The 25,394-nt window shown below is 60.3% G+C and carries 24 protein-coding genes; 18 read left to right on the forward strand and 6 right to left on the reverse strand.

The features are described from left to right. Positions 1-125 precede the first annotated feature (125 nt). From DCO57_RS22210 to DCO57_RS22250, 9 genes are all read left to right on the forward strand, one after another. Positions 126-302 (forward strand): Flp family type IVb pilin, encoded by a 177-nt coding sequence (locus DCO57_RS22210; RefSeq protein WP_116701103.1) that lies wholly within the window; start codon positions 126-128, stop codon positions 300-302. Between the two features lie 212 nt (positions 303-514). Beyond that, positions 515-1,030 carry a prepilin peptidase gene (locus tag DCO57_RS22215; protein WP_116701104.1) on the forward strand — a complete coding sequence of 172 codons (516 nt, stop codon included), beginning with the start codon at positions 515-517 and terminating at the stop codon, positions 1,028-1,030. A 311-nt stretch (positions 1,031-1,341) separates the two neighbouring features. Then, entirely contained in the window at positions 1,342-2,112 is a 771-nt protein-coding gene (cpaB, locus tag DCO57_RS22220) for a Flp pilus assembly protein CpaB (RefSeq protein ID WP_116701105.1), read from the forward strand. Positions 2,113-2,150: 38 nt separating this feature from the next. After that, positions 2,151-3,560 (forward strand): type II and III secretion system protein family protein, encoded by a 1,410-nt coding sequence (locus DCO57_RS22225; RefSeq protein WP_208978091.1) that lies wholly within the window; start codon positions 2,151-2,153, stop codon positions 3,558-3,560. Between the two features lie 10 nt (positions 3,561-3,570). Next, on the forward strand, positions 3,571-4,281 hold the full coding sequence (locus DCO57_RS22230) for a CpaD family pilus assembly protein (protein ID WP_116701107.1): 711 nt from the start codon (positions 3,571-3,573) through the stop codon (positions 4,279-4,281). An 8-nt stretch (positions 4,282-4,289) separates the two neighbouring features. Further along, positions 4,290-5,597 carry a CpaE family protein gene (locus DCO57_RS22235; protein WP_116701108.1) on the forward strand — a complete coding sequence of 436 codons (1,308 nt, stop codon included), beginning with the start codon at positions 4,290-4,292 and terminating at the stop codon, positions 5,595-5,597. An 87-nt stretch (positions 5,598-5,684) separates the two neighbouring features. Next, positions 5,685-7,151, forward strand: coding sequence for an ATPase, T2SS/T4P/T4SS family (locus DCO57_RS22240; protein ID WP_208978092.1), 1,467 nt, complete (start codon positions 5,685-5,687; stop codon positions 7,149-7,151). A 7-nt stretch (positions 7,152-7,158) separates the two neighbouring features. Further along, positions 7,159-8,178, forward strand: a complete 1,020-nt coding sequence (locus tag DCO57_RS22245) for a type II secretion system F family protein (protein WP_116701110.1) — start codon at positions 7,159-7,161, stop codon at positions 8,176-8,178. 11 nt (positions 8,179-8,189) lie between these two features. After that, complete coding sequence (locus tag DCO57_RS22250) at positions 8,190-9,170, forward strand: type II secretion system F family protein (protein ID WP_116701111.1); 981 nt, start codon at positions 8,190-8,192, stop codon at positions 9,168-9,170. Positions 9,171-9,457: 287 nt separating this feature from the next. On the opposite strand, the gene DCO57_RS22255 is transcribed toward DCO57_RS22250, so the two are convergent. Further along, complete coding sequence (locus tag DCO57_RS22255; RefSeq protein WP_116701112.1) at positions 9,458-10,246, reverse strand: tetratricopeptide repeat protein; 789 nt, start codon at positions 10,244-10,246, stop codon at positions 9,458-9,460. Positions 10,247-10,432: 186 nt separating this feature from the next. Between DCO57_RS22255 and DCO57_RS22260 the strand changes: the two genes are divergently transcribed. The 3 genes from DCO57_RS22260 (at position 10,433) to DCO57_RS22270 (ending at position 13,231) form a co-directional block, all read left to right on the forward strand. Beyond that, complete coding sequence (locus DCO57_RS22260) at positions 10,433-11,827, forward strand: leucyl aminopeptidase family protein (protein WP_116701113.1); 1,395 nt, start codon at positions 10,433-10,435, stop codon at positions 11,825-11,827. A gap of 59 nt (positions 11,828-11,886) precedes the next feature. Further along, positions 11,887-12,237 carry a MarR family transcriptional regulator gene (locus DCO57_RS22265; protein ID WP_116701114.1) on the forward strand — a complete coding sequence of 117 codons (351 nt, stop codon included), beginning with the start codon at positions 11,887-11,889 and terminating at the stop codon, positions 12,235-12,237. A 112-nt stretch (positions 12,238-12,349) separates the two neighbouring features. Further along, positions 12,350-13,231: an NlpC/P60 family protein gene (locus DCO57_RS22270; protein ID WP_116701191.1), complete on the forward strand. Its 882-nt coding sequence runs from the start codon at positions 12,350-12,352 to the stop codon at positions 13,229-13,231. Between the two features lie 31 nt (positions 13,232-13,262). Here the strand turns inward: DCO57_RS22270 and DCO57_RS22275 are convergent, their stop codons facing one another. Then, positions 13,263-13,562: a hypothetical protein gene (locus DCO57_RS22275; RefSeq protein ID WP_205756261.1), complete on the reverse strand. Its 300-nt coding sequence runs from the start codon at positions 13,560-13,562 to the stop codon at positions 13,263-13,265. A 424-nt stretch (positions 13,563-13,986) separates the two neighbouring features. Beyond that, the gene (gene rmuC, locus DCO57_RS22280; RefSeq protein ID WP_116701193.1) at positions 13,987-15,174 is read right to left on the reverse strand and encodes a DNA recombination protein RmuC; all 1,188 of its coding nucleotides are present in this window, start codon (positions 15,172-15,174) and stop codon (positions 13,987-13,989) included. Positions 15,175-15,299: 125 nt separating this feature from the next. Between rmuC and def the strand changes: the two genes are divergently transcribed. From def to DCO57_RS22305, 5 genes are all read left to right on the forward strand, one after another. Beyond that, the gene (def, locus tag DCO57_RS22285) at positions 15,300-15,818 is read left to right on the forward strand and encodes a peptide deformylase (RefSeq protein WP_116701194.1); all 519 of its coding nucleotides are present in this window, start codon (positions 15,300-15,302) and stop codon (positions 15,816-15,818) included. Positions 15,819-16,083: 265 nt separating this feature from the next. Continuing rightward, positions 16,084-17,022, forward strand: a complete 939-nt coding sequence (gene fmt / locus DCO57_RS22290) for a methionyl-tRNA formyltransferase (RefSeq protein WP_116701115.1) — start codon at positions 16,084-16,086, stop codon at positions 17,020-17,022. A gap of 21 nt (positions 17,023-17,043) precedes the next feature. Beyond that, positions 17,044-17,583: an N-acetyltransferase gene (locus DCO57_RS22295; RefSeq protein WP_116701116.1), complete on the forward strand. Its 540-nt coding sequence runs from the start codon at positions 17,044-17,046 to the stop codon at positions 17,581-17,583. A gap of 80 nt (positions 17,584-17,663) precedes the next feature. Beyond that, positions 17,664-18,485, forward strand: a complete 822-nt coding sequence (gene truA / locus DCO57_RS22300; RefSeq protein WP_116701117.1) for a tRNA pseudouridine(38-40) synthase TruA — start codon at positions 17,664-17,666, stop codon at positions 18,483-18,485. An 806-nt stretch (positions 18,486-19,291) separates the two neighbouring features. After that, complete coding sequence (locus DCO57_RS22305) at positions 19,292-20,455, forward strand: porin (RefSeq protein WP_116701118.1); 1,164 nt, start codon at positions 19,292-19,294, stop codon at positions 20,453-20,455. 147 nt (positions 20,456-20,602) lie between these two features. Here the strand turns inward: DCO57_RS22305 and DCO57_RS22310 are convergent, their stop codons facing one another. The 3 genes from DCO57_RS22310 to DCO57_RS22320 all read right to left on the reverse strand — a co-directional run bounded on the left by DCO57_RS22310 (position 20,603) and on the right by DCO57_RS22320 (position 24,716). Then, entirely contained in the window at positions 20,603-21,163 is a 561-nt protein-coding gene (locus tag DCO57_RS22310; protein WP_116701119.1) for a TetR/AcrR family transcriptional regulator, read from the reverse strand. 243 nt (positions 21,164-21,406) lie between these two features. Then, positions 21,407-22,237, reverse strand: coding sequence for a DUF2189 domain-containing protein (locus tag DCO57_RS22315; RefSeq protein WP_116701120.1), 831 nt, complete (start codon positions 22,235-22,237; stop codon positions 21,407-21,409). Between the two features lie 235 nt (positions 22,238-22,472). Beyond that, complete coding sequence (locus DCO57_RS22320; protein ID WP_116701121.1) at positions 22,473-24,716, reverse strand: mechanosensitive ion channel domain-containing protein; 2,244 nt, start codon at positions 24,714-24,716, stop codon at positions 22,473-22,475. A 234-nt stretch (positions 24,717-24,950) separates the two neighbouring features. On the opposite strand from DCO57_RS22320, the gene DCO57_RS22325 reads away from it, so the two are divergent. Further along, on the forward strand, positions 24,951-25,376 hold the full coding sequence (locus tag DCO57_RS22325) for a DUF805 domain-containing protein (RefSeq protein WP_165814820.1): 426 nt from the start codon (positions 24,951-24,953) through the stop codon (positions 25,374-25,376). Positions 25,377-25,394 lie beyond the last annotated feature (18 nt).

The following is a 25,394-nucleotide window of genomic DNA, read 5'->3' on the forward strand; positions in this document are numbered from 1 at the left end:
GACGTAGGTGGTAAATTTAACGGCTTGGAAAGCTCTCTTTCCTAGGGTGAGGCATGTCCAATTGGACCCGAAAAAGATCCGGCGGACTTGAAGCTGTCAATTCAGTGGTACTTGGAGCACACAACATGAAAAATCTTCTGAAGCGTTTCGCCAACGATGAATCCGGCGCAACTGCAATCGAATACGGCCTGATCGCAGGCCTGCTGTCCATCGTCATCATCGGTGCCGTAGCCACGATGGGTACGTCGCTGACTGGCCTGTTCGAACGCATTACGGACGAGCTTGACGACGTCGCTAACTGATCTTGGCTCATTGGGCAGGGTATGACCCTGCCCATGTCATAGAAAAAAGCGGGCAGCTTTCTGCCCGTTTTTTTGTTTCGATCCGATTTCGATATACTCTTTTGAAAGAGGATGCGCGCCTGGAGCCGAAGTTCCTCACTCCGCGCATCGGTAAAAAATTAACAATCGGCCGATAAAATTCCGCGCGATGATGAAGACTGAGCGGTAGTCCGATGATTGAAGCGGCCATTCTTGTGATTTTCCCGATGCTCGTCGCCTACGGTGGTGCGTCGGACCTGTTGACGATGACAATCCGCAACAGGGTGTCGATTCTCCTTGTCGCCGGTTTTGCCGGCCTTGCGCTCGCCACGGGTCTTCCCCTGAGCGGCTGGGGCCTGCACGCCATGGGCCTGCTGGTGGTCTTTCCTGTCTGCTTCGGATTTTTCGCGGCTGGCTGGATGGGGGGCGGTGACGTCAAATTCATCAGTGCCATTGCCCTTTGGGTCGGGTTCTCACCGGAACTCACCGCATTCGTCCTCCTCGTCGGCGTATACGGTATGCTGCTGACCTTTGCGCTCCTGTTCTTTCGGAAATTCGAAATCGTGCCCGTGGCCCTTGCGACTCAGGACTGGTTTTTGCGGCTGCACGACAGGAGGGGCGGTATACCCTACGGCATCGCGATCGCGGCCGCCGGTCTGACGATTTATCCCTCGACCGAATGGTTCCAACTCGCCATTCAGGGCATCTAGAACGTTTCGCGGTTAAACGGATTCATGGCTTCAGGCAGACGCCCGAGGCCGCCTTTGCACCGCAAATGCGTTCGGGTGATTTCCTGAATTCAATGCAACGCGACATGCTCTGGATTACATCCCGACATTCAAGTTTTCGGCCAATCTGCGGTCGGAATTTTCGCGAAATGCAATGGAATTAAGAAGTTATTTAGTAAAGTTAATGAATGTTAACCAAAAACATCTACCTCTGATTAACCATGTTTTGACGAATTACCCTTCATTCTGAGCTTGAATGGCGCATGTGCGCTTGGGAATATTGGGTAACGGTCATGAAATTCGCTCGACTTTTAGTACTGGCAGTGGCGGTGGCGGCAGGTTTTCTGGCGTTTCGCATGGTCATGATGTCCGGCGGAAGCGAACAGGAACCGCAATCCGCTCAGGCGCCGTCCGAGGAACGGAAACAGGCTCAAGTGCTTGTGGCCGCCAAGGATATTCCGCTTGGTGGAAAACTGGCGGCCGGCGACATGACCTGGGCATCATGGCCGGAGGATGTGATTCCCAAGGGCGCGGTCACGCAGAAAGCCGCCCCGGCAGCGAACAAGGAGCATGTGGGCCAGATCGCCCGTGCCCCGATTTTCGCGGGAGAACCGATTCGCCCGGAACGTCTGATCACCACCGACAAGGGGTTCATGTCCGCCATCCTGCCCAAGGGCAAACGCGCCAGCGCCGTAAGCGTTGAAGCGGAAACCACGGCCGGTGGCTTCATTCTGCCCGGCGACAAGGTCGACCTGATCCTGACGCGCGAATCCGACAGCGGCGCCACCAGCGAGACCATTCTCGAAAACATCCGCGTGCTGGCGATCGACACCACGACCGCCGGTGAACAGGACAAGAAAAGCCTGTCACCCAAAAAAACCGCGACCCTGGAACTGACGCTGCCGCAATCGGAGATCGTCGCACAGGCACAGCAGATCGGCACGATCTCCCTGGCCCTGCGCAGCGCCCAGGATTCAGCCGACGATGCCGAACCTGAAACCAGTCAGCGGCGCGGCGTGAGCTACGTGAAATACGGCGTGACCAGCAAATCGGGTGTGCGATGACACCGGCAGTGACAAGAAAGTCCAGCGCGAGGGGCGCAATGAAAAACCAGCTTAGAACGTTCATGGCAGCCGTAGCGGTGTTTGCCGTGGCACTGACCGTTCCGGCGCAATTCGCCGCGGCCGAGGGAAATTTCCCGAGCCAGGTCCATATCGCCGCCGGTGAGCGGGCGAGCGGACGGATCCTGAATGTCGGGGTTGGCCGCTCTGTCGTCGTCAATCTGGCGGAAGATGCCGCCGACGTGCTCGTGTCGAATCCCGAGATCGCCGATGCCGTCCTCAGAACGCCCCGGCGGATCTTCGTCATCGGCAATACGGCAGGTCAGTCCCGGCTTGTTCTTTTCAGCCGCAGCGGCCGTGAACTGGCGAGTTTCGATCTCAGGGTCGAAAGAGACACTTCCGACATGACCCGGATCATCCGAAGGCTGATACCCGGATCCAACATTTCCGCCGAGTCGGTCAATGGAAATGTGATCTTGAGCGGAACCGCGAAAAGCACGATCGAGGCCCAGCAGGCCGCGGATATAGCTGCAAAGTTCCAGGGGGACGAAAGTGGGCAGGACGTCATCAACCTGATTGCCGTCGAAGGCAAGGATCAGGTGCACCTGAAGGTAACTGTCGCGGAAGTCGAACGCTCGATCATCAAGCAGCTGGGGGTCCAGTTCTCTGGATCGATCGGTGTGGGAAATTTCACGCCCTTCGGAGAGAACACGCCGAATTTTCCGGTGAACCCGAACATCGTCAACCAGGCGATCGCCGGTATCGGTTTCACCAGTGGCGCCACCAGTCTGGCCGCCCAGGTGGAGGCCCTGCAGAGGGATGGGGTCATCAGGACCCTGGCGGAACCGACCCTGACCGCCATATCCGGCGAGAACGCGAGTTTCCTCGCCGGGGGTGAGTTTCCGATCCCGATTGCCCAGGACGATGGAGAGGTTACCGTCGAGTTCAAGAAATTCGGTGTGGGCCTCGACTTCACGCCTGTCGTGCTCTCCGGTGGACGGATCAGCCTCCGGGTGAAGACGGAAGTCAGCGAACTCAGCAATGAAGGCGCCGTCTCCGCGGGCGGAATCACGATTTCCGCGCTGAAGGTCCGGCGCGCTGAATCGACCATGGAACTGCCCTCCGGCGGCACGCTGGTGATGGCCGGCCTCCTGAAGGAATCCTATCAGCAGGCGGTCGATGGAGTTCCCGGCCTGATGCAGATCCCGATTCTCGGTGCCCTGTTCAAAAGCCGGGATTTTCTGCGCAAGCAAACGGAACTCACGGTCTTCGTGACGCCCTATGTCGTGCAGCCGGTGGCGGCTCAGAAACTGGTCCGGCCCGACAAGAACTTCATGCCGCCATCCGATGCGGAGACGGTGTTCCTGAACCGGCTGAACCAGATCTTCAGCCCGGCCGGTGATGTGGCCGAAGGCACCTATCACGGCCAGGTCGGCTTTATCTACAAGTGAGGACGGACGGATGAATACCAACAATACGGTCCGGGTTGCCGCGGCATCCAGATCCGCCCTTGTACTTCTGGGATGTCTGGCCGTGGCCGGCTGCCAGGGCGGACAATCGCAAAGCCAGATACTGGCGTCCAACGACTACCGGCTGCGGCATCCGATCGTCATCACGGAGGAACCGGAAACCCTCGACCTGCCGATCGGCCGCAACACACGCCGGCTCTATGGGCCGGTGGAAGGCACGATCACCGCTTTTGCAATGAATAGCCGGCGCCACGGCGATGGTGGGGTCGAGATTCTGGTTCCCTCCGGCGGCGCGAACGAATCCGCCGTTCATGCGGTGACGGGGGATATCCGCAAGGCGTTGCAGCGCGGCGGTCTGAACCGCTCCCATATCAGCACACGCACCTATGCGGTCAACGACCCCTCCGCGGACGCTCCGATCAGGCTCTCCTATGCACGGATGCAAGCGACCGCCGGTCCTTGCGGCGACTGGCCCAAAAACATCGGCGGCGGGGTCGGCCCGAACGTCGATTATGAGAATTTCGGTTGCGCGACCCAGTCCAATCTGGCCGCGATGGTTGAAAATCCGTCCGATCTCCTGACACCGAGAGCCATGACTCCTGCCGACCAGGCACGGCGGGCAGTTGTCATCGAAAACTACAGAAAAGGCGAGGTGACATCCGGGAAATTCGACGAAGGCGTCGGCGCCGAGGTCTCTGAATAGGTGAAGATATGAGTGCGAACCCAGACTTGAGAGAAATGTCCGGCCAGATGGGCACGATGTCGGTGCCTGATGAACAGCAGTTTGCTGTCAACGACGAGGCAATCCAGATCGGCCCGATTCCGCGCATCACGATTCACGGATTTTTCCTGAGCGAAGCGTCCATGCGTGTTGCTGAAGCCGCGTTGGAAGACCGCCGGCTGTCCAAGACCCATCTCAAGCTCGATACGGGCGGGATCCCGGCGGCGATCGAGACGTTCTCGCAAGCGCCGACACCGAACCTGATCATCGTGGAATCGGCCGGCCAGAAGGAAGATCTCGTCGCCAGCCTCGAAAATCTGGCGGAATACTGCGACGCGGGGACCAAGGTCATTGTCATCGGTGATGTGAATGACGTTTCACTCTACCGCGATCTGATTTCCCGGGGCGTGAGCGATTACCTGATCACTCCGATCAGCGTGCTTCAGCTGATCGCCTCCGTCGGAAACCTCTACGCCAGTCCCGAGGCGGAACCGCTCGGCCGGGTGATCGCCTTTTACGGCGTGAAGGGCGGCTGCGGTGCCTCGACGATCGCGCACAACGGCGCCTGGTCCCTTGCTCGCATTTTCGAAAGCGAAGTCGTTGTCACCGATCTCGATCTGCCCTTCGGCACGGCGGGGCTGGATTACAATCAGGACCCGCTGCAGGGGGTCTTCGAAGCCGTCTCCTCGCCCGAAAGGCTGGATGAGACCTATCTGGACCGCATCCTGACCAAATGCAGCGAGCATCTCAGTCTGCTTGCCGCGCCGGCAACCCTGGAGCGGACTTACGACCAGGGCGAAAAATCCTTCGAGCTGCTCCTGGAAACCATGCGGGCAAGCATGCCCCACGTGGTGCTGGACCTGCCCCATGCCTGGAATGGCTGGATCAGGAACACGCTGCTGAATGTCGACGAGATCGTTCTGGTCGCGGAACCGGACCTGGCCAACCTGCGCAATGCGAAGAACGCTGCCGACATGCTGAAGCAGATGCGGCCGAACGACCGTCCGCCGCATCTGATCATGAACAAGGTCAACATGCCCAAAAGACCGGAAATCAAGCCGGATGAATTCGCCGGAGCGCTCGGACTGACGGTTCAGGCGTCGATTCCCTTCGAGCCGCAGCTCTTTGGCACTGCGGCGAACAACGGGCAGATGATCGCCGAGCTGGATGGCAAGCATGCCATTACGGGCATGTTCGACGATCTGGCCCAGTCCGTCTCGGGCAAGGCGCAGCCGACCAGGTCCCACAGATCGGGCCTCGGTGGCTTGTTGTCGAAGCTGAAACGTAAGGCCGGCTGACCGGTTCTCAAACGGAGCAGATAGTTCGTTATGTTTGGAAGACGTGGCAGTTCATCATCCGGAAACCGGACGGTCCGGCCGGCAGATATGCCGGAGCTGCAGGATGCGTCGGCGCCGGCCGAGGGCCTCGGCCGGGCGGAGGCTTCCGTGCCGCCGCCGTCCGTTCAGACCGAACCCGAAAAACCGGCGGCGACCGCTCCCGCACCGGTGCAGGAAAGCCCTCGGGACGCGGCGCCGTCGCCCGCACCGCAGCGCAAGAAGAACAGCGACTATTACGAGACCAAGGCGCAGATCTTCAGTGCGCTTGTGGAAGCGATCGACCTGTCGCAGCTCGCCCGTCTCGACACGGAAGACGCCCGTGACGAGATCCGCGATGTCGTCAATGACATCATCGCGCTGAAAAACGTCGTCATGTCGATTTCCGAGCAGGAAGACCTGCTTGAGGACATCTGCAACGATGTGCTCGGCTATGGTCCGCTGGAGCCTCTGCTGGCGCGCGACGACATCGCCGACATCATGGTGAATGGCGCCCAGACGGTCTATATCGAGACCCAGGGCAAGGTCGAACAGACCGCCGTGTCCTTCCGCGACAATGCGCAGTTGATGAACATCTGCCAGCGCATCGTCAGCCAGGTCGGCCGGCGGGTCGATGAATCCAGCCCGATCTGCGACGCGCGCCTGCCTGACGGTTCGCGCGTCAACGTCATCACGCCGCCTCTGGCCATCGACGGGCCGGCACTGACCATCCGTAAGTTCAAACGGGACAAGCTGACCCTCGATCAGCTGGTGAGATACGGATCGATCACCCCGGAAGGGGCGACGATTCTCCAGATCATCGGGCGCTCGCGCTGCAACGTGCTGATTTCCGGCGGTACCGGCTCGGGCAAGACGACGCTTCTGAACTGCCTGACGGCCTATATCGATGCCGACGAGCGCATCATCACCTGCGAGGATTCCGCGGAACTTCAGCTTCAGCAGCCGCACGTGGTCCGGCTGGAGACACGCCCGCCCAACCTTGAAGGTGAGGGCGAGATCACCATGCGAGATCTGGTGAAGAACTGCCTGCGCATGCGTCCTGAACGGATCATCGTGGGCGAAGTGCGCGGACCGGAAGCCTTCGACCTGCTGCAGGCGATGAACACCGGCCATGACGGCTCCATGGGCACGCTGCACGCCAACTCGCCGCGCGAGGCCCTTTCAAGGCTTGAATCGATGATCACCATGGGTGGTTTCTCGCTGCCCTCGCGCACCCTCCGGGAGATGATCGTCTCCTCCATCGACGTGGTCGTCCAGGCGGCACGCCTGCGCGACGGTTCCCGGCGCATTACCCATGTCACCGAGGTGATGGGCATGGAAGGCGATGTCATCACCACCCAGGATGTCTTCCTTTACGACATGGTCGGCGAAGACGCGAACGGCCGTATCATCGGACGTCACCGCTCCACCGGCATCGGCCGCCCGAGATTCTGGGAGCGTGCACGTTACTTCGGCGAGGAAACCCGCCTGGCGGAAGCACTGGATGCTTCGGAGATGTCCGAATTTGCAGCGGATTGAGGCATAGATGTCCGGATTAGACCAATTTCTCACCCCGCAGGTCACAGGCATCGCCGTCGCGGCGCTGGTGATGCTTGCTGTCGGAGGGGTCATTTTCAGTCTCTTCCAGCCGATGCTGTCCGGAAGCAAGCGGCGTGACCAGAGACTTCTGGCTGTGGCCGAGCGCCCCCAGAGTGAAAAACAGCGGAAGAATTTGCGCGACAACGATCGCCGCCGACGGTCCGTCCAGGATCAGCTGAAGGAATTCGAGGAACGGCAGAAGGTCAAGCAGAACAAGCAGCAGAAAATCTCGTTGAAGGTCCGCATGGAACAGGCGGGATTGAGCTGGGACCTCAAGCATTTCATCATCTTCAGCGTCCTGTCCGGCCTCGTCTTTATGGTCCTTGCCTTTTTTCTCACCGGCAACCTGCTGATCATCGCGGCCATCGCGTTCGCCGGCGCCTTCGGATTTCCGCGCTGGTATGTGTCCAGCAAGCGCAAGCGCCGCTTCAATGCCTTTCTGAACGAGCTTCCCAACGGTGTGGACATTATCGTGCGCGGCGTAAAGGCCGGATTGCCTCTCGGCGACTGCATCAAGGTGGTTGCGCGGGAGGCCCGGGAGCCGGTCGCCACCGAATTCCGCAAGATCACGGAAACCCAGGTGATGGGCATATCGCTGGCCGAAGCGGTCGCGAAAATGCCGGAACGGGTGCCCGTTGCCGAAGCCAACTTTTTCGCCATTGTCGTTTCCATCCAGCAGAAGGCCGGTGGCGGTCTTGCGGAAGCCCTCGGCAATCTGTCCAGGGTGCTGCGCGGCAGAAAGGCCATGAAGGGCAAGATCAAGGCCCTGAGTTCGGAGGCCAAGTCCTCCGCGGCGATCATCGGCGCGTTGCCCTTCGCCGTTGGCGGGATCATCTTCCTGATCTCCCCCGACTACATCATGCTGCTGTTCACGACCACTGCCGGAAACATCATCATCGCCGGATGCCTGTTCTGGATGTTCATCGGCATCATGGTCATGCGCGCCATGATCAACTTCGATTTCTGAAGAGGGACGGCATGAATCTCGATACCATCGCCTCAACCCAGTTCCTGGCGGCCGTGCTTGCAATGGTCGCGGTTACGGGCACGATATTCTCCCTGGTGTGGCCGATGCTGTCGCGCAACACCCTGAAGACGCGGATGAAGTCGGTCGCCCTGGAGCGTGACGCGCTGCGGGCGAAGGAAAGGGCGCGTCTTCTGGAGAGCCAGACAAATGCAAGGGCGTCCCTGCGCAATCAGCCGAAGGAGAAGATGAAGAATTTCGTCGACCGGCTGAACCTGAAGGAAATGCTGTCGGACGAAAATACGGTCGACCGCCTGCGCATGGCGGGATACCGCGGGTCCGCGCCGCTGTATTACTTTCTCACCGCCCGTATCGCCTTGCCCGGGTTCATCTTTGTTTTCGCCATCTCCTATGCATTTCTGGTCCTGCCCGCGACGTTGCCGGCGATCTCGAAGGTCTGTTTCTGCATCGCGATTGCAGGACTGGGTGCCTTCGTGCCGAACGTCTATCTGAAAAACAGGATCGACAAGCGCAAGATGTCGATCCAGAGGGCCTGGCCCGATGCCCTGGATCTCATGCTGATCTGCGTTGAATCGGGCATGTCGATAGAAGGCGCATTCCAGCGGGTCGCGGAAGAGGTGGGCATGCAGTCCATCGATCTGGCGGAGGAAATGTCGCTTACGACCGCCGAACTCTCCTATCTGAGCGAGCGGCGGCAGGCATATGAAAACCTTTCCAGGCGCACGGGCGTGGACGGCGTCAGGAACGTCATGATGGCTCTGATCCAGGCGGAGCGGTACGGGACGCCGGTGGGATCGGCCATTCGCACGATGGCGGACGATACGCGCGAGCAGCGCATGCTCATGGCCGAGCACAAGGCCGCTTCGCTGCCGCCGAAACTCACCGTGCCGATGATCGTGTTCTTCCTGCCCGTGCTGTTTTTCATCATCATGTCGCCTGCCGTGATGCAGGTCATGGAAATGCAGGCGTTCTGAACGTTTTCTCGCCGTCGGATGGATCCCATGACCTGACGGCCGGGCGGATGCCGCGGATCTCCATGTCGATGCGCATCATGCGACGCAGGTGCAGCCTGCACACGGCTGAACGCCGCGTGTTGCGATGTATCGCTATGAAACCGGGGAAGTTCCGGGCGCCGCCGCTTCGGGGTGAAAGCCTGGCGGGGCCTGTCGCGCGTATGCGGCTGTGGAGGAGACCCGAGGCAGGGTTTGCAATTGCAAATGCGTTCGGGCCATTTCCTGCGTTCGGCTTGACGCAATAAGCGTTAGCCCTGGCGGTTCTGCATCATGGAGCGCAGATAGGCGATATTGGCTTTTGCCTGGCGGGGGTCGAGTTCGGCCTGGGCCACCTGAATGGCTTCGTCATATTTGCCCTGAATGCCGAGAACCAGGGCCAGGTTCTGGCGCACGCGGCTGTCCGCGCCGGGCAGTGCAGCGGCGCGCCGGAGCGTGTATTCCGCATCGGGAAGTTCATTGGACAGGAGATAGGACAGGCCGAGATTGTTGAGCAGGCTCGGATCGTCCGGAGCGATCTTGAGGGCCTGCTTGTAGAGGCTGCGCGCCTTGCCGTGTTCGCCCATCTGGTCGTAGATCGCAGCCTCGGCCGACATCAGTTTCCAGTCCGGCATGTCCGCCTGCTGGGCTCTTTGCAGCACGTTGAGAGCTTCCTCGAAACGGCCGTTCATTGCCAGGACCTTGCCGTAGGCCGAGGCGATTTCCCGGTCCTTGGGGTGGTTGATCACGCCCGAACGGAGGACCGCCATGGCCTGAGGCATCTGGCCATTCTGGCTCAGCGCGTTGGAATAACCGAGAATCGCCGCCCGGTTCTTGCGGTCCTTCTGATAGGCCTTCGACCATTTGGAAACCGCGGTAATGGCTTCCCGCGAGCCGGGGGAGGTGTAGTGGCTTCCATAGGCCGGCGAGTGGGTGCCGGTATTGGATTTGTTGGAGGCGCAGCCGGTCACCAGGACAAGCGCGGTCATCGCCATCAGGGTCGAGACGAGACGGGTGCGTCTTGGAAAGGGACTGGTCACGGGCGCATGCATCTTCAACATCCTCGTTGTCCGCAGCTTTTATGGTTCCCCTAGAGCAATAGATAATTAACCCTAATGCTTGGTTAAGCTGTCTTGCGATTTGCGAAACGACGGTGGATTTCCGCGATCGGACCGGGGCGTGTTGCGTCCTGCGGTCGTGGGGCTAATCTGCTCGGGAACGATTCTTGAATATTCGGAGTATCTGCCGTGCGTGAATGCCTTGTGCGTAAAAGCGACGTTTCCCGGTCAACCCCCATCATTGCCGTGACCGAGGCCGGTCTCCCGGCGATACTCGACGAACTCGGAGACGCGGCGAAGGCCTGGTGCGGCGTGAATGACTTCACGGGAAAAGCCTCGACCTTCCAGCTTGTACCGGGCTTGAACGGCGAGGGGGCATCGGTGCTTTTCGCCGTCGAGGAAACCGGTCTGCCGCATCCTTTCGCGCTCGGCAGCCTGGCGAATGCCCTGCCTGCGGGTGACTACCATCTTGCTGACGGCTTCCCCGACGAGGAACAGGCCGCGCTCGGCTTCGCCCTGTCCGCCTATTCCTTCGCACGCTACCTTGCGGCTCCGGGCAAGAAGAGACGGCTTGCGGTTGGCGCCGGTGTGGACCTCGACCGGCTGCGCATCCTGCTGGACGGGGTGCAGCTGGCCCGGGACCTGATCAACACTCCGGCGAACGATCTGGGACCGGAGGAACTTGCGGCGGCCATCGAAAGCCTGTTCGACGGCCATGGCGGCAGCGGCCGGATCATTTCCGGTGACGATCTGCTGGAGGAAAATTTCCCCATGGTTCACGCGGTCGGCCGGGCAAGTTCGCGCGCGCCGCGCCTGGCGGATTTCTCCTGGGGCCGGGAAGGGGACCCGAAGGTGACGCTGGTCGGCAAGGGCGTCATTTTCGACACCGGCGGCCTGAACCTGAAGCCGGGGTCTTCCATGGGCCTCATGAAAAAGGACATGGGCGGGGCGGCCAATGTGCTGGGCCTTGCCTCCATGATCATGGCGGCCAATCTTGCCGTGCGCCTGAGGGTGATTGTGCCCTGCGTCGAGAATTCCGTTTCCGGCAGTGCCTTCCGGCCGGGGGACGTCCTGTCCAGCCGCAAGGGGCTCAGCGTCGAGATCGGCAACACCGACGCCGAAGGCCGCCTGGTGCTGGCCGATGCGCTTGCGCTGGCGGACGAGGAAACCCCCGATCTGCTGGTCGACATGGCGACCCTGACCGGCGCGGCGCGCGTGGCACTCGGCCCCGATCTGCCGCCCTACTACACCCATGACGAGGATCTGGCCGAAGATATCGCCGTGATGGCGGAAGCGGCCAATGATCCGCTGTGGCGCATGCCCCTCTGGCAGCCTTACATGAAATATCTCGACAGCAAGATCGCCGACATCAACCACATCAACACCTCCGGTGCCGGATTTGCAGGCTCGGTGACGGCGGCCCTGTTCCTGTCCCGCTTCGTCGAAAACACCGGCAGCTGGGTTCATTTCGATATTTTCGGCTGGACGCCCATCGAAAAACCGGGAAAACCGGCCGGCGGCGAGGCGCAGGGGATCCGGTGCCTGTTCGACCTGATTTCGGAGCGTTTTGCGGGCGCACAATAACGGCTCCGAAACGTTTTTGTGTTTCGATGGCCATGAGTTGGATGGGAAGCTGACAATCCATGGCTGTCGAAATACGCGCCTCACAGGCGTTGAAATTGCTGCATGAGGTCAATCTGGCGCTGGTGCGTGACAGCGAACAGGACCTGTCCGCGCGCCAGCTGACGATCCTCCTGACTGTCTATCTCGAACCGCCGCCGCATACGGTCCGTGGCCTGGCTGCCAAGCTGAACGTCACCAAACCCGCCATTACCCGCGCTCTCGACACGCTCGGCGGCATGCGGCTCCTGTCCCGCAAGCGCGACGAAGCCGACAAGCGCAACGTGATCATCACCCGTACGGTTGAAGGAGCGCTCTATCTGGAGCACCTGGGCGATCTGGTCGTCGAAAAGGCCCTGGAACTGCCGCGCTGATCCTCTGGCTTGCAGGGAGGATCGCTCATATGAGACCATTGCGCCCGCCTTGGAACGACCGCCATCCCGTCCCTTCAGGGATCGCCTCAACATCCGGAACCGAATGTCCACCATGACCCAGAACTTCGACCGCCGCCGCCATCCGGTTCGTCCGGACCTTGCCGCCAGCGATTATGAAGGGCTGGTGGAGGCCGGGCGCTTCGTCGAGGGGGATGTCTTTCAGGTGATCGCCGATCGTGTCGCGCTGCGCCCGGAGCCGCGTCCAGACCGGCCGATCGACACCGAAGCCCTGCGCGGCGAATGGCTGACCGTCTATGAGACGACACCGGAAGGCTGGGCCTGGGGACAGCTGGATACGGACGGTTATGTCGGCTGGTTTTCCTCCGATGCCCTGGGCCCCGTGACAGCGGCGACGCACCGGGTCAGGGCGCTGCGCACCTACCGCTATCCGGGACCGGATCTGAAATTTCCGCCGCTCGGGCTTTTGTCCCTCGGATCGAAGGTGACCGTGATCGGGGAGGCGGAGACCCGCGGTCTGACCTACGCGCTGCTCGCTGACGGATCGGCCGTGGTGGCAAAGCACCTCGTGCCGCTGGACGCGCGGGAACAGGACTGGGTGCGCGTTGCCGAGGAACTGCTCGGCACGCCCTATCTCTGGGGCGGGCGCTCCAGTCTCGGGCTGGATTGCTCGGCTCTTGTGCAGCTGGCCGCCCAGGCCGGCGGTCACGACCTGCCGCGCGACAGCGACATGCAGGAGGCCGAAGCCGGCACGCAAATCCCCCATGACGATCCGGCGGCCCTGGTCCGCGGCGATCTGCTGTTCTGGAAGGGCCATGTCGGCATCATTGCCGGTCCCGGCACGCTGCTGCACGCCAACGGCCACACCATGACCGTGGCCTGCGAACCGCTTGACCAGGCCATCGACCGTATTGCGGCCACGGAATGGGGCGAGATCACACGCGCCCGGCGCCTGCCAGCGGCGGACAATTCCTGAAGCGGACGTTCCACCGGGCCCGTCCCGGTCATCAGATCGAGGCGGCGATGTCCTGCCACAGCGTCTCGGCATCGCGGGCCCCGGCGGGTTTTCCCGCGCGCCGGAACCAGTAGGCGGCGTTGCCGGGGTCGTTTTCGATCAGATGGCACAGGGCATGGATCCAGTCGTGCGCCATGTCGCCTTCCCTGCTCTGACAGATCTCATGGGCCGTTTCCCATTCGGGCCCGAGTTTCAGACCGCCCTTTTTCAGCCACCACAAGGCCTGTTCCGGTGGTGACAGTTCTGCCGGCGGCTCGGCAGCGGAAAAATCCGTAAGTGACTGGATGGACATGAAGGGCTCCCTTTTCAGCTGCAATTTAATATCGGGTTGGAAAAGGGAAAAGCCCCGAAGGGGAAACAAGACACCGGACAGTCTAGGGACGGTGGGAAAATAAAGATGACGCAGTGGTAGTATTGTAATAAATTGAATTTTATAGATAAATAATTTTATTTGGTGAATTTAAGGATATTAAAATGAAGAATGTAATATCGATTATGGTAATTTTTACTGTCTTTATTGGAGGGGTTGTTCCTGCTTATTCTCATGGCGGTGGTTGCCGGAAAGACAGTCCGAGAGGTCAATGCTGTCATGCGGGGAGTAAACCGTATCATTGCCATTGACGGGACCGGACGTGAGCCGGCCTCTCCAGTCTTGAGAGCAGCTTTCGTCTGAACCGGCAGAGACAGGCCGGTGTTTCGTGCGAAAGCGGCCAAGATTACGTTTCCGGTGAAATGGTGAATTGCGGGTCCGGCTGGGAGGTGTCTTCCTGGTCCTCCCGGATGTCGCCCAGTTCCAGATCCTCGATCCTGCGACTGCGTTTGCTGATCTTGTCGGTGGAAATCAGGATCTGGTCGATATCCCTGTTCGCCTGGGAAAAATGTGACTGCAGCTTGCCGACCCGGTCGTTCAGACGGCTGACATCCGCGATCAGATGTCCGACCTCCGCCTGGATCAGATGCGCCTGCTCGCGCATCTTGGCATCGCGCAGGACCGACTGGATGACCTGGATGGAGAGCATGAGCAGGGACGGGGAGACGATCACCACCCGCGCCCGGTGCGATTTCTGCACCAGGTCCTCGAAGTTTTCATTGAGCTCCGCGAAGACGCTTTCCGAGGGCACGAAGAGGAACGCCGTGTCCTGGGTCTCTCCGGGCAGCAGGTATTTTTCGCTGATGTCCTGAATGTGCTTCGTGAAGTCCTTGCGGAACTGGGCCTGGGCGTATTTCAGCTGGTCGTCGCTTTCCGAATTGCGCAGCAGGTTGAAGGCCTCCAGGGGAAACTTGGCGTCGATGGCAAGGGGAGGCGCGCCGTTGGGCATGTGGATGAGACAGTCCGGACGGCTGTTGTTGGACAGCACCGCCTGGAACGAATAGGTGCTCGGCGCCATCTGGTCCTGGATGATCGCCTCCATCCGGCCCTGTCCGAAGGCGCCCCGGGTCTGCTTGTTGGACAGGATCGCCTGGAGCTGCCCCACTTGTCCGGACAGATCGGTAATCGTGCGCTGGGCCCGGTCGATCACGGCGAGCCGTTCGTGCAGGTGCCGCAGCCCGTCCTGGGTGCGCTTGCTGGTGTCGGCCATGGACAGGCCCAGCTTGTGGCCCATGCCGTCCAGGCGTTCGTTGACGGCGCGCATCATGTCCGAATGCCGCGAGCCGAAGACTTCGGCCATGGTCTGCATGCGGCCGGTCATCTCGCCCTGGGACTTCAGAAGCTGCGACAGATGGCTTTCCAGCTCGTGAATGCGCTCGGTGGCGGCGGTGTCGGCCTCCGCGCGCAGCCGGATCTCGCGAATGGTCTTCAGACCCAGCCAGACGATCAGGGCAAGCAACAGCAATCCGCCCGCAATTGCGGTTTCCAGCACCGTCACCGGACGGCCACTCAGCACAAACAGGATCTCGTTCATGAAACAAACATAGAACGATTCGCCCTTCGTGCGCATCCGGCGGAACGCTCCCGGCCGTTGAAAACGCAGGGCATACCGGCGTTTTCCGCGTTGACCGGCGCCAAATGATTCCCTATGTGAAGCGCATGACAACACGTCCGATCATCACCATTCCCGATCCGGTCCTGCGCGAGGTCTGTGCTCCGGTCGAGACAATCGACGACGAGATCCGCGCGCTGGCGGACGATATGCTTGATTCCATGTATGAGGCGCCCGGCATCGGCCTGGCCGCCAGCCAGATCGGTATCCTGAAGCGCATCTTCGTGCTGGATGTTTCCAAGGACGAAGCGCCGAAGGAACCGATGGTCTTCATCAATCCGCAAATCGTCTGGACCAGCGAGGACACGTCCGTCTACCAGGAAGGCTGCCTGTCGATCCCGGAATATTTCGAGGATGTCGAACGGCCTGCGGAAGTCACCGTCCAGTTCCTGAACCGGGAAGGCGCCGAGCAGGAAATCAAGGCCGAGGGACTTCTGGCAACCTGCATCCAGCACGAGCTTGATCATCTCAACGGCAAACTGTTCATCGACTACCTGTCGAAACTGAAGCGCGACCGGGTGGTGAAGAAATTCACGAAACAGGCGAAACTGGCCGGACGACTCTAGGAATATGTCCGGAGCGCTGTGCGTCTTACAAATCTGCTGCGCCGTGCCATGAGGACCGACCGTGAGGCGGCTTTTCGGATCCGGTTGATCATTTGTTTCACCGGTCCGGCTCCCGGGCTCCCCCGGTCCCGGCTGTCGGGTCAGCCACGAGGGTTTTCTGCAGAAGCGTGAGCGGTGATCTCGGCAACAACTGACGCCGCACTCTTGCAAGCCATGGCCCGAGACGCAATAAGGGGCCGAATGTCTCGAACCGCTCAGGAGCCGCATGTCTCTTCGCGTCGTTTTTATGGGTACCCCGGAATTCTCGGTGCCGACTCTCATGGAGATCGTCGGCCACGGGCATGAAGTCGTTGCCTGCTACAGCCAGCCGCCGCGTCCTGCCGGCCGCGGCATGGATCTCAAGAAGTCGCCGGTGCATGAGGCGGCCGAGTCCTTCGCGATTCCCGTCTTCACGCCGAAGAGTCTCAAGGGCGCGGACGAACAGGCGGCGTTCGCGGCGCTGGATGCCGATGTTGCGGTCGTCGTCGCCTACGGTCTTTTGCTGCCCAGGGAAATTCTCGACGCCCCCCGTTACGGTTGCCTCAATCTTCATGCCTCCCTTCTGCCCCGCTGGCGTGGCGCAGCGCCGATCAACAGGGCGATCATGGCGGGCGACAGGGAAACGGCGATTCAGGTCATGCGCATGGAGGAGGGGCTGGATACCGGGCCGGTCTGCATGTCGGAAACCGTCGCCATCGGCGACGACATGACCGCCGGCGACCTTCACGACCGGCTGTCGGCCCTTGGCGGCGATCTGATGGTTCGCGCCCTGGCCGCCCTGTCCCGTGGCGCTCTCGGTGAGCAGCCGCAGGCCGGGGAAGGGGTCACCTATGCTGCGAAGCTCTCCAAGCAGGAAACCCGCATCGACTGGGCGCAGCCCGCGCGTGACGTGCACAACCACATCCGCGGCCTTTCCCCGTTTCCCGGCGCCTGGTGCGAAATGACGCTCGGCGGCAAGCCGGAGCGGGTGAAAATCCTCCGCAGTTCCATGGCCGAGGGACAGGGCGCTCCGGGGACAGTACTGGAAACGGATAACGGTCCGGTCATCGCCTGCGGGGCAGGGGCGATCCGTCTCGATCAGGTCCAGCGGGCCGGCCGGAAGCCGATGAGCGGTACGGATTTCCTGCGCGGTGCATCCCTTCCTGACGGTACTGTTCTGGACTAGGGTGTGAGGCAGGAGAAAGCGATGACCAATGCAGCCGGCCCTTCCAGTCTGACCTTCCGGGATGTGACCTCCGCGGATGAAACTGTCGTGAAGAAGCTTCTGGAAGCGGCATTCCCGTCCGACATGGAGGCGCGCCTGGTGCACAAGCTGCGCCACTGCGGGGCGCTGGTGCTCGAGCAGGTTGCCGTGGACGGTGAGGGGCAGATACTGGGACATGTCGCCTACAGCCGCGTGACACCGGCGGCCATCGGCCGGGCACAGGGTCTCCAGGTCGCGTGCCTGGCGCCGGTCGCCGTCTGGCCGGACCGGCAGCGCACCGGAATCGGCTCGGCCCTCATCAGGGCCTCGCTGGAAAAGCTGAAGGCCATGGGCGAGGATCTGGTGCTGGTGCTCGGTCACCCGGCCTATTATCCGCGCTTCGGTTTCGACCCGGTTCTGGCGCGCAAGGTTCAGGGCCCCTATGCGGGCGACGCCTTCATGGCGCTGGCCCTGACGGACGCGGGTACTCGCGACCTGCCGATCGAGGTGGCCTTCGCGACCCCGTTTGAAGAATTCGAATAACACCGAAGACCGTTGATCATGACCCATCTGATGCACCATTTCCGTCTGCCGGACGGCCGTAAGCAACGGTCTGTGGTCTGATGCCGCGATACAAGCTGACGGTGGAATATGACGGCCGGCCGTTCTGCGGCTGGCAGCGACAGGCCAACGGCCCGTCCGTCCAGGCGGTAATCGAGCGCGCCCTCAAATCCTTCTGCGGCGAGGAGGTCTCCATTGGCGGGGCCGGGCGCACGGATGCCGGCGTTCACGCGACCGGACAGGTTTGCCATGCGGATCTGTCAAGGTCCTGGCCGGCCAGGACGGTCATGGGCGCGGTGAATTTCCATTGCCAGCCCGATCCGGTCGTCGTTCTGGATGTCGAGGAAATGCATGAGGGCTTCGACGCGCGCTTTTCCGCAATCCGCCGCTCTTACCGCTACCGAATCCACAACCGTATAGCGCCGCTGACCCACCAGCGCGGCCTTGCCTGGCATGTGAAAGCGGAACTGGACGCCGAGGCCATGCACGCAGCCGCGCAGGAATTTGTCGGCCATCACGATTTCACCACCTTCCGCCATACCCGCTGCCAGGCGAAAAGCCCGGAAAAGACGCTGGAACATTTTTCCGTTCACAGGGACGGAGAATTCGTCATTGCGGAATGCTCCTCCCGCTCCTTCCTGCACAATCAGGTCCGTTCCATGGTGGGCTCCCTGCGCCTCGTCGGTGAAGGGAAATGGGGGGCAGGTGACATCACGAGGGCCCTGCAGGCCCGTGACCGCGCTGCCTGCGGCCCGGTTGCCCCGTCTGACGGGCTTTATCTCACCCGCGTCGATTATCGACCGGTGGAGATCGATATGTCGGAGTGGAAAGACAAGCAGGCGCGAAAGGCCGTGCCTGTGTGTGAAGAGGATGGGGCGCCTTAATCAGCCCTCCTCGGGAAAGGCTCCACCATTCCCCGTCCAAGGCGTTCCCGGCAGCCGTAGGGCAAAGCCCCCTGTGCTCTCTCTCTGTGGTTGAGATGGTCTTGGCACTTCTGAATGCATGAATTTTCAGCTGGCAGTCTCAATTGGCAATGCCGGCGGGTTCCATCGACAATTTGGCGAATGCATGAGTTGCAGCCCACGGTGAAAACCTAGGTCCGCACGCCCGAGTGTGTTTGGCTCTCATCGCAAGCCGCGTGCGGAAGCGCTCAAGGGGAGACAGTTCCCGGACATGGCGAGGCCGCAGTGGCCTGACACGCTTCCTCATGGCTTTCAAAGGAATGGTTCCCTGCGATGCGGGTGCAGCACAAACTAGACATTTGTACAAATGGACTTGTTGACAAAAAGAGCCTTTGAGTCTAATTGCACATAACCGTCCGTTTTCTCCTTCGAACGGAAGGGTCTGACCACCGCCATGGGTACCAGTGCATGAGCTGAAGTAAAAACGAATTCATCCAAGTAAGTGAACTGTTTCGACTCCGGGGCTTTAGTCGTTGCCCCGAGCGCTCATTGCTGTGAAAACTCAATAAAAACAATGTGTTGTAAAAATACTACGCTGAAATTCATTGTAGTCGACGGATGCGTGAAAGGGTTGCTTGTCAGGGTAAAAATTGGAAGAACATAAGCAAGCAAGAAGTTGCGCCAAGATTAAAACGAAAAAATCGCAGATTAGATGATTCTTGTCTGTGGTTAAGGTGAGTAGTTTTGCCTTCTTTGTTGCTTATGTGAATGTAAACTGGAGAATGACAATGAAACTCAAGAGCTTGATGCTCGGCGTTGCAGCAGCTGCTGCCGCTACCACCGCCCAGGCAGCCGATCTTCCGGTTGCTCCGGAGCCCGTCGATTACGTTCGCGTCTGTGACGCCTATGGTGCGCGCTTCTACTACATCCCGGGCACCGAAACCTGCCTGCGCGTTGGTGGCCGTGTTCGTACCCAGGTCATAGCCAACAACGTTCTGGAAGACGGCAACTGGTCCGACCGTGATTCTGACGGCTATTCCTGGCTGGCTCGTGGTTACCTGTATCTCGACGCCCGTACGGCGACCGAATTCGGTACGCTGCGGACCTATGTTTCCATATACGGCGACTCCTCCAATGGCGATACGTCCGGCTTCACGCTCGACGAAGCCTACATCCAGTGGGGCGGTCTGACAGCTGGTCGTCTGATATCCAACTTCGACATCTTCACCGGTCAGGCATTCATCGGTGTTGTCGATCGTGACTGGTCCGACCAGAACACAAACCAGGTTGCCTATACGGCTGCTTTCGGCAACGGCTTCTCCGCAACCATCGCTCTTGAAGATCGCTCCAGCCGTGAAACGACCGGTTCAACGGACGGCGGCGGTGTCGTGAACTACGGCGGCACGCGTGCTCCGGACGTTGTTGCAGCTCTCGCCATCTCCCAGGGTTGGGGGTCCGCACAGCTGTCCGGTGCTCTGCATCAGGTCTATCCGGATGCAGCTTCCAACGCCAGCAACAGCGGCGGCGAAGACGAAATGGGCTTTGCAGTCGGCGGTGGTGTTGTCGTCAACCTGCCGATGGTTACTCCCGGTTCCAACATCTTCTTCCAGGGTTTCTACGGCGACGGCGCATTGGCCTATATCTCCACCTTCGGTGGTGTGGCAGACAGCAACGGCTCGGGTGACACTTCTACCGGTTACTCCCTGTCCGCTGGTGCCTACATCCAGGCAACGTCCACCATCGGTCTCGCACTCGACGGTTCTTACCTCGATGTTGACGCCGCTGCTGGCCTGAACGACGTGACCCGTTATGCAATCGACGGTTCCGTACAGTGGGAGCCGGTCTCCGGCTTCGTCATGGGTGCTGACGTCGGTTACGCCAACACCGACTACGATGTCACTGGCGACACCGACGAACTCCTCTTCGGTGTTCGTATGCAGCGGACATTCTGATCCGTAACAAACCAACTGACTGAGGTCACTGACCTCCTTGACCTCCAGTCGGTCAGCGGTCCGGCAGTTTCCAAAGCTGCCGGACCGTCCCCATGACGGACCAGTGCCTTCCGGATCCGAGAGAAACGGTCGAACGGGGATGGAGGTTCAAGAAACGACGCTGTTCACGACCAGTTGCCGAAGCGCTCGATAGGAGCGGTGGACATGATCAATGTTCACCGCATACCTCTTCAGTTTTTCGAAGGAAAATCTGATAAAGTCGCAAAGATCGTCAAATTCCACAGCGTCAAGGCGCAGGCGGTCCCTGTATGGCTCGAGAAGTTCCGCAATGGTGTTGTTGTAAATATTTATGATCTTGTTTTTCTTGTCTTGAGACATTTCTTCCGTGGCTTGAAGAAATTCTTCCCGGTGGGGAATCGTCATGATTATCTTGCAGGGCTCAAGCGTAAGGTAATTAAAGGCTACATCCAGACGCGCCCCGAGATCATCGAGACCGGCGCATTCCCTTGAGATTATGCATGCCGACTGTCGGGCGCGATGTTCCAGAGCGCCGTAAATCAGTTCTTCCTTGCCATCATAGGCATTGTAGATCGATTGCCGCGCAACGCCTGCAGCGGTCGCAATTTCACTCATGGTGGTTTTCTTCACACCATAGTGAGCAAAAAGCTCCAAAGCTGTTTCAACGATCTTGATATTGCGCTCGTTCATCCCTATTTGATACGGCCGCTATCAATCATTGTCAATTTCTGGTTACAATTTCAGGCCTGTCAATATTCAGGAAAAGACAGGTCTGCGAACTTCGTTCGGCGGCGAAGCTGAATTCAGCTTTCGCCCAGTTGTCTGGCAGGAAATGAAACGCCGGCGACCACTGGATTTATTGTTCCGGACCTGGGAATGAATCCTGTGTGTCCGGCCAAGCTTATGGACTGTATTCTTCCAGGTGTTCGCGCTCTACCTTTGATCTTGCGCCGGTATCACCACGCACTTCCTGTAAAGGTGCCAGGTGGTGTGGCCGAGAATGGGCAGGGTGACGACAAGTCCGATAAAGGCCGGGACCATCGAGACGATCAGCAGCGCCGTGACAACGAAGGCCCAGCCGATCATCGGCACCGGAGATTTCGCCACGGCGCGGACACTTGTGATCATCGCGGTGATGAAGTCGCGGTCCTCTTCCAGCAGCAGCGGGAAGGAGATCACCGTCAGCGAAAACAGGATCAGCGACAGCACCGCCCCGACCACATGGCCTATGGCAAGGAACATCAGCCCCTCCGGTGTCGAGATGACCTGGTTGAGGAATTCCCCGAAAGACGCGAAGGAGCGGAACCCGAGAAAGAGGGCGAGCAGCAGACGGACCTGATACATCCACATGATCTGGATGAACAGCACTACAAAGGCCATCCAGGACAGTTCCCGGCTCTTCTGCGCCCACATGGTTCCGAAGATGCTCGACCAGGACAGCGTCTCGCCCGCATTCAGCCGCCGGCTGACCTCATAGAGGCCCACGGCGGCGAACGGACCGATCAGCACGAAGCCGGCCGCGGCCGGATAGGACAGATAGCTCATGTTGAGTGCGGCGGCGCTCAGGACCACGAACAGGCCGCCGAGCGCGAATAGCGCGCCGATGCACAATCCGTAGACCGGTGCACGGCGAAAATCGGCAAGGCCGGCGGCCAGCGCGTCGATGACGTCGTTGACGCCGATCGTGTTGACCTGCGGCATGGGCCGCAATTCTTCCCTGGCCGGACCGGCCGTGTCTGTCGGTGCCGAATTGTTTTCGCTCATCCGTCAGCTTCCTCCCAAAAGCATCCTGCCTCCCGCAGTCAGGCAATCTTAACTGCCGAATACGCGGGAGCTCAATGCGCAGAAGGACTTATATTGCCGCGGATCGCTCTGATTTCCCTGGAAAACGGCCTCGGCAGCGCAAGACCGGACAGCGCCCGGCGATCTGCTCTCGTGCCGGCAGACGGCACCCGTCGCGCAGGCGCGAGGGGCAGGGATCGCTCCGCCGGACGGAAGACTATCCTGCCGCCGGTTTCGGCTCGATTGCCGATGCTGCTGCGGCTGCTGCGATCTGTTCCTTCTGCTCATTGTCGAGCTTGGCGTTTTCGGGAATATGCACGCGGACTTCCTTGCGGGCGAACTGGATGCCGTTCTCCTCGAAAGCCTGCTGGACGCGTTTGTAGATTTCCTTGCGCATGCCGAATTGCTTGCCCGGCTTGGTGGTGAACTTGCCGCGCACCACGATGCCGACATCGTCGACATCCGCAACGCCCTGCCCCTTGAAGGGAGCCAGAATGTCGTCCTTGAACTCTTCCATCTCCATGATTTCCTGGCCGATCTTCTTGAAGAGCTTGCGGACCTTCTCGACATCCGTATCGAAAGGCACCGTGAACTTCAGCTTCATGATCACCCAGTCGCGGGAGAGATTGGTGAGCTTGGGGATCTCGCCATAGGGCACGATGTGAACGGCGCCCCGCGTGCCGCGCAGCTGCAGGGAGCGGATCGAGATCTTCTCGATGGAGCCCATGGTTCCGTCGGCATCGATGAACTCGCCCAGGCGGAAGGCGTCGTCCATCAGGAAGAAGATCCCCGAGACCACGTCGCGCACCAGGGTCTGCGCGCCGAATCCGACCGCCAGGCCGATGACACCGGCCCCGGCCAGAAGCGGAGTGATGTTGACGCCGAGCTGACTGAGCGCCAGCAGCACGGTGAGTGTCAGTATGGTGATCTGCGAGACCATGCGGATCAGCGGCAGGATCGTCGCCATGCGCGACTTGCCGGCGCCGCCCATTTCCGAATCGTCGTCCTGGTTGGCAACCGGCGGGGAATCCTTGGCGAGCTGATGGGCGACCCACAGATTGATGATTTCCCAGGCAAGATACCCGGCTGCCAGGATCAGGAGAAGGATGACGGTGTGCCGTGCAACGGCCGCTTCGCCGCTGCCGCCGATTGCCAGGAGGTTCAGGCCGTAGATGCGCCCCACTGCCAGGACCAGGAAGGCGATGAGGCCGACGCGGGCGATGCGGACATAGCTGTGCCGGGTCTGGTGATGGGCGGCTTCCGCCACCGGACCTTCCCCCTGCATCGGCGGAATGATATGCGCGACAATGCCGCGCACCATGGTGTCGAGGAACGGTGCGAAGACAACCAGAACGATGACCCCGAGGGAGCGGCCTGCCGTCAGGGTTTCGATACCCATGCTCAGGGCGAATTGTACCAGGAACCAGTTGAAAACGATGAAGGCCATGGAGAAATAGGGCCAGAAACCGGCCATGCGTTCCAGACCGCTGGTTACTTCCGTTTCATCGCCCAGAATGATTTTGGTCAGCCCGTTCCGTGCCTTCCAGATGATCGCAACGATCCATGCATTTACCGCGAAGCTCACGAAAAAGCGGAAACTCTCGCGGATGGCAATATCCGCATCGCGAAGGACAATGCTCAGGAAGAAGGAAATGCCGATGAAGACGAACAGCATCGTGAAATTGCGGTAGAGCGCCTTTGCGGTACTGTCGTCCGCCGTGACCAGACGCAGTTCGCTCCGGTGCGGTGCCAGCGCGAAACGCAGGAGGGCGGCGATCAGCCGTGGCAGGAACACGAGCCAGTATACGGACTGAAAGGCAAAGGTTCTGACCGCCGGATCGAAATTGGCGAGACGGCCGACGACAAGGGCGACCAGCGCGAAAACGACCAGGCCGCCGAGATCGAGGCCGGCCCGGATGGAGACCATCTTCACGGTTTCGAACAGGCTGTCCGGGGAATGGCTCCGGATGCTGTCGCGTCTGGACGCTGCCAGGCGGTTCACCAGAAATTCCGCGATGAAACCTGCGGCAAGGAGAAGGGCAATCGCACTCAGGACAATGTGGAAGGGACCGGCGATCTTCCCGGCAAACAGCGCGCCGATGCTGACTGCCAGGCCGGTGAAAAGAGCCGGCAGATTGAGGAAATAACCGGCGATCACCGAGACGAACCTGTCCAGGGTCGTGTCAATACTTTCGATGAAGCCCGTTTCGGTTTCGGCTGATGCCGCTGCCTGCCCTTTTGTTTCGGCGCCCTGCTGCAGCAGGGTCATGAAACCGGTCAGTGCCTTGACCTGGTCCGGGTCGAGGTCCGTAACGAGTTTCTCCATCGCCTCCTGCTGAAGGGGCGCTGGAAGCGTCGATGTGGTGCTCTGGGCGGAGGCTGGATCGGTCAGCAGGAAAAGCGGAATCAGGAGCAGGGAAACCAAACCTGCGAGTGTTGCGGTCTTCCAAACACCAGTCATCAGCGATGCCCCTTCGTCGGCGTCGAATTCTATGCCGTCAGGTTAGACATGCCAATTGTGCAATTTTCATTAAAATTGCCAATGCTCTGGCGGTGCGCGCCTCCGGGGCCTGCGGGAGGGAGCCATTCCGGTGTGACGGGGGAATTGCTCCGGCGGGAATAGATGACAGAGCTTGATCAACGCCGCTTATGCGTCTACGTCCAAGCCAGACTGATCAAGAGCGAGCGGAATTGAATGAGCACGCCCCCACGTAGCGCGAATATAACCCCGGGCATTTTCTGGGCCCTGCTGAGTCCGATCGGCCGCATGGGCAGGCTGCCCTACTGGCTGAGTTTTGCCTTCATGTGGGTGGTCATAGGCATCGCGATCCGGCTGTGGTGGTTGTCGCTCACGGAAATACCGACGCCCGAGGCCGTGAGCGTAAGCATCTTCGTCGGCTCCAATCCGCTGTTTCCGTTTCTTCTTCTGGTGCTCAACTGGTTCGAACTGGCGCTGGTCATCAAGCGTCTGCAGGATATCGGCCAGAGCGGGTTTCTCGCGCTGCTGATCTTTGTTCCGGTCCTGAACCTGCTGATGGTTCTCGTCCTGGGGTTCATCCCCGGCCAGGCGGAGGCCAACCGGCACGGTCCCCTGCCGAACAGCTACTGGCGCAGAAGCTGACCGCCCGGTCCGCTGGCC

The organism is Labrenzia sp. 011, assembly GCF_003075075.1.
Taxonomy (GTDB): domain Bacteria; phylum Pseudomonadota; class Alphaproteobacteria; order Rhizobiales; family Stappiaceae; genus Roseibium.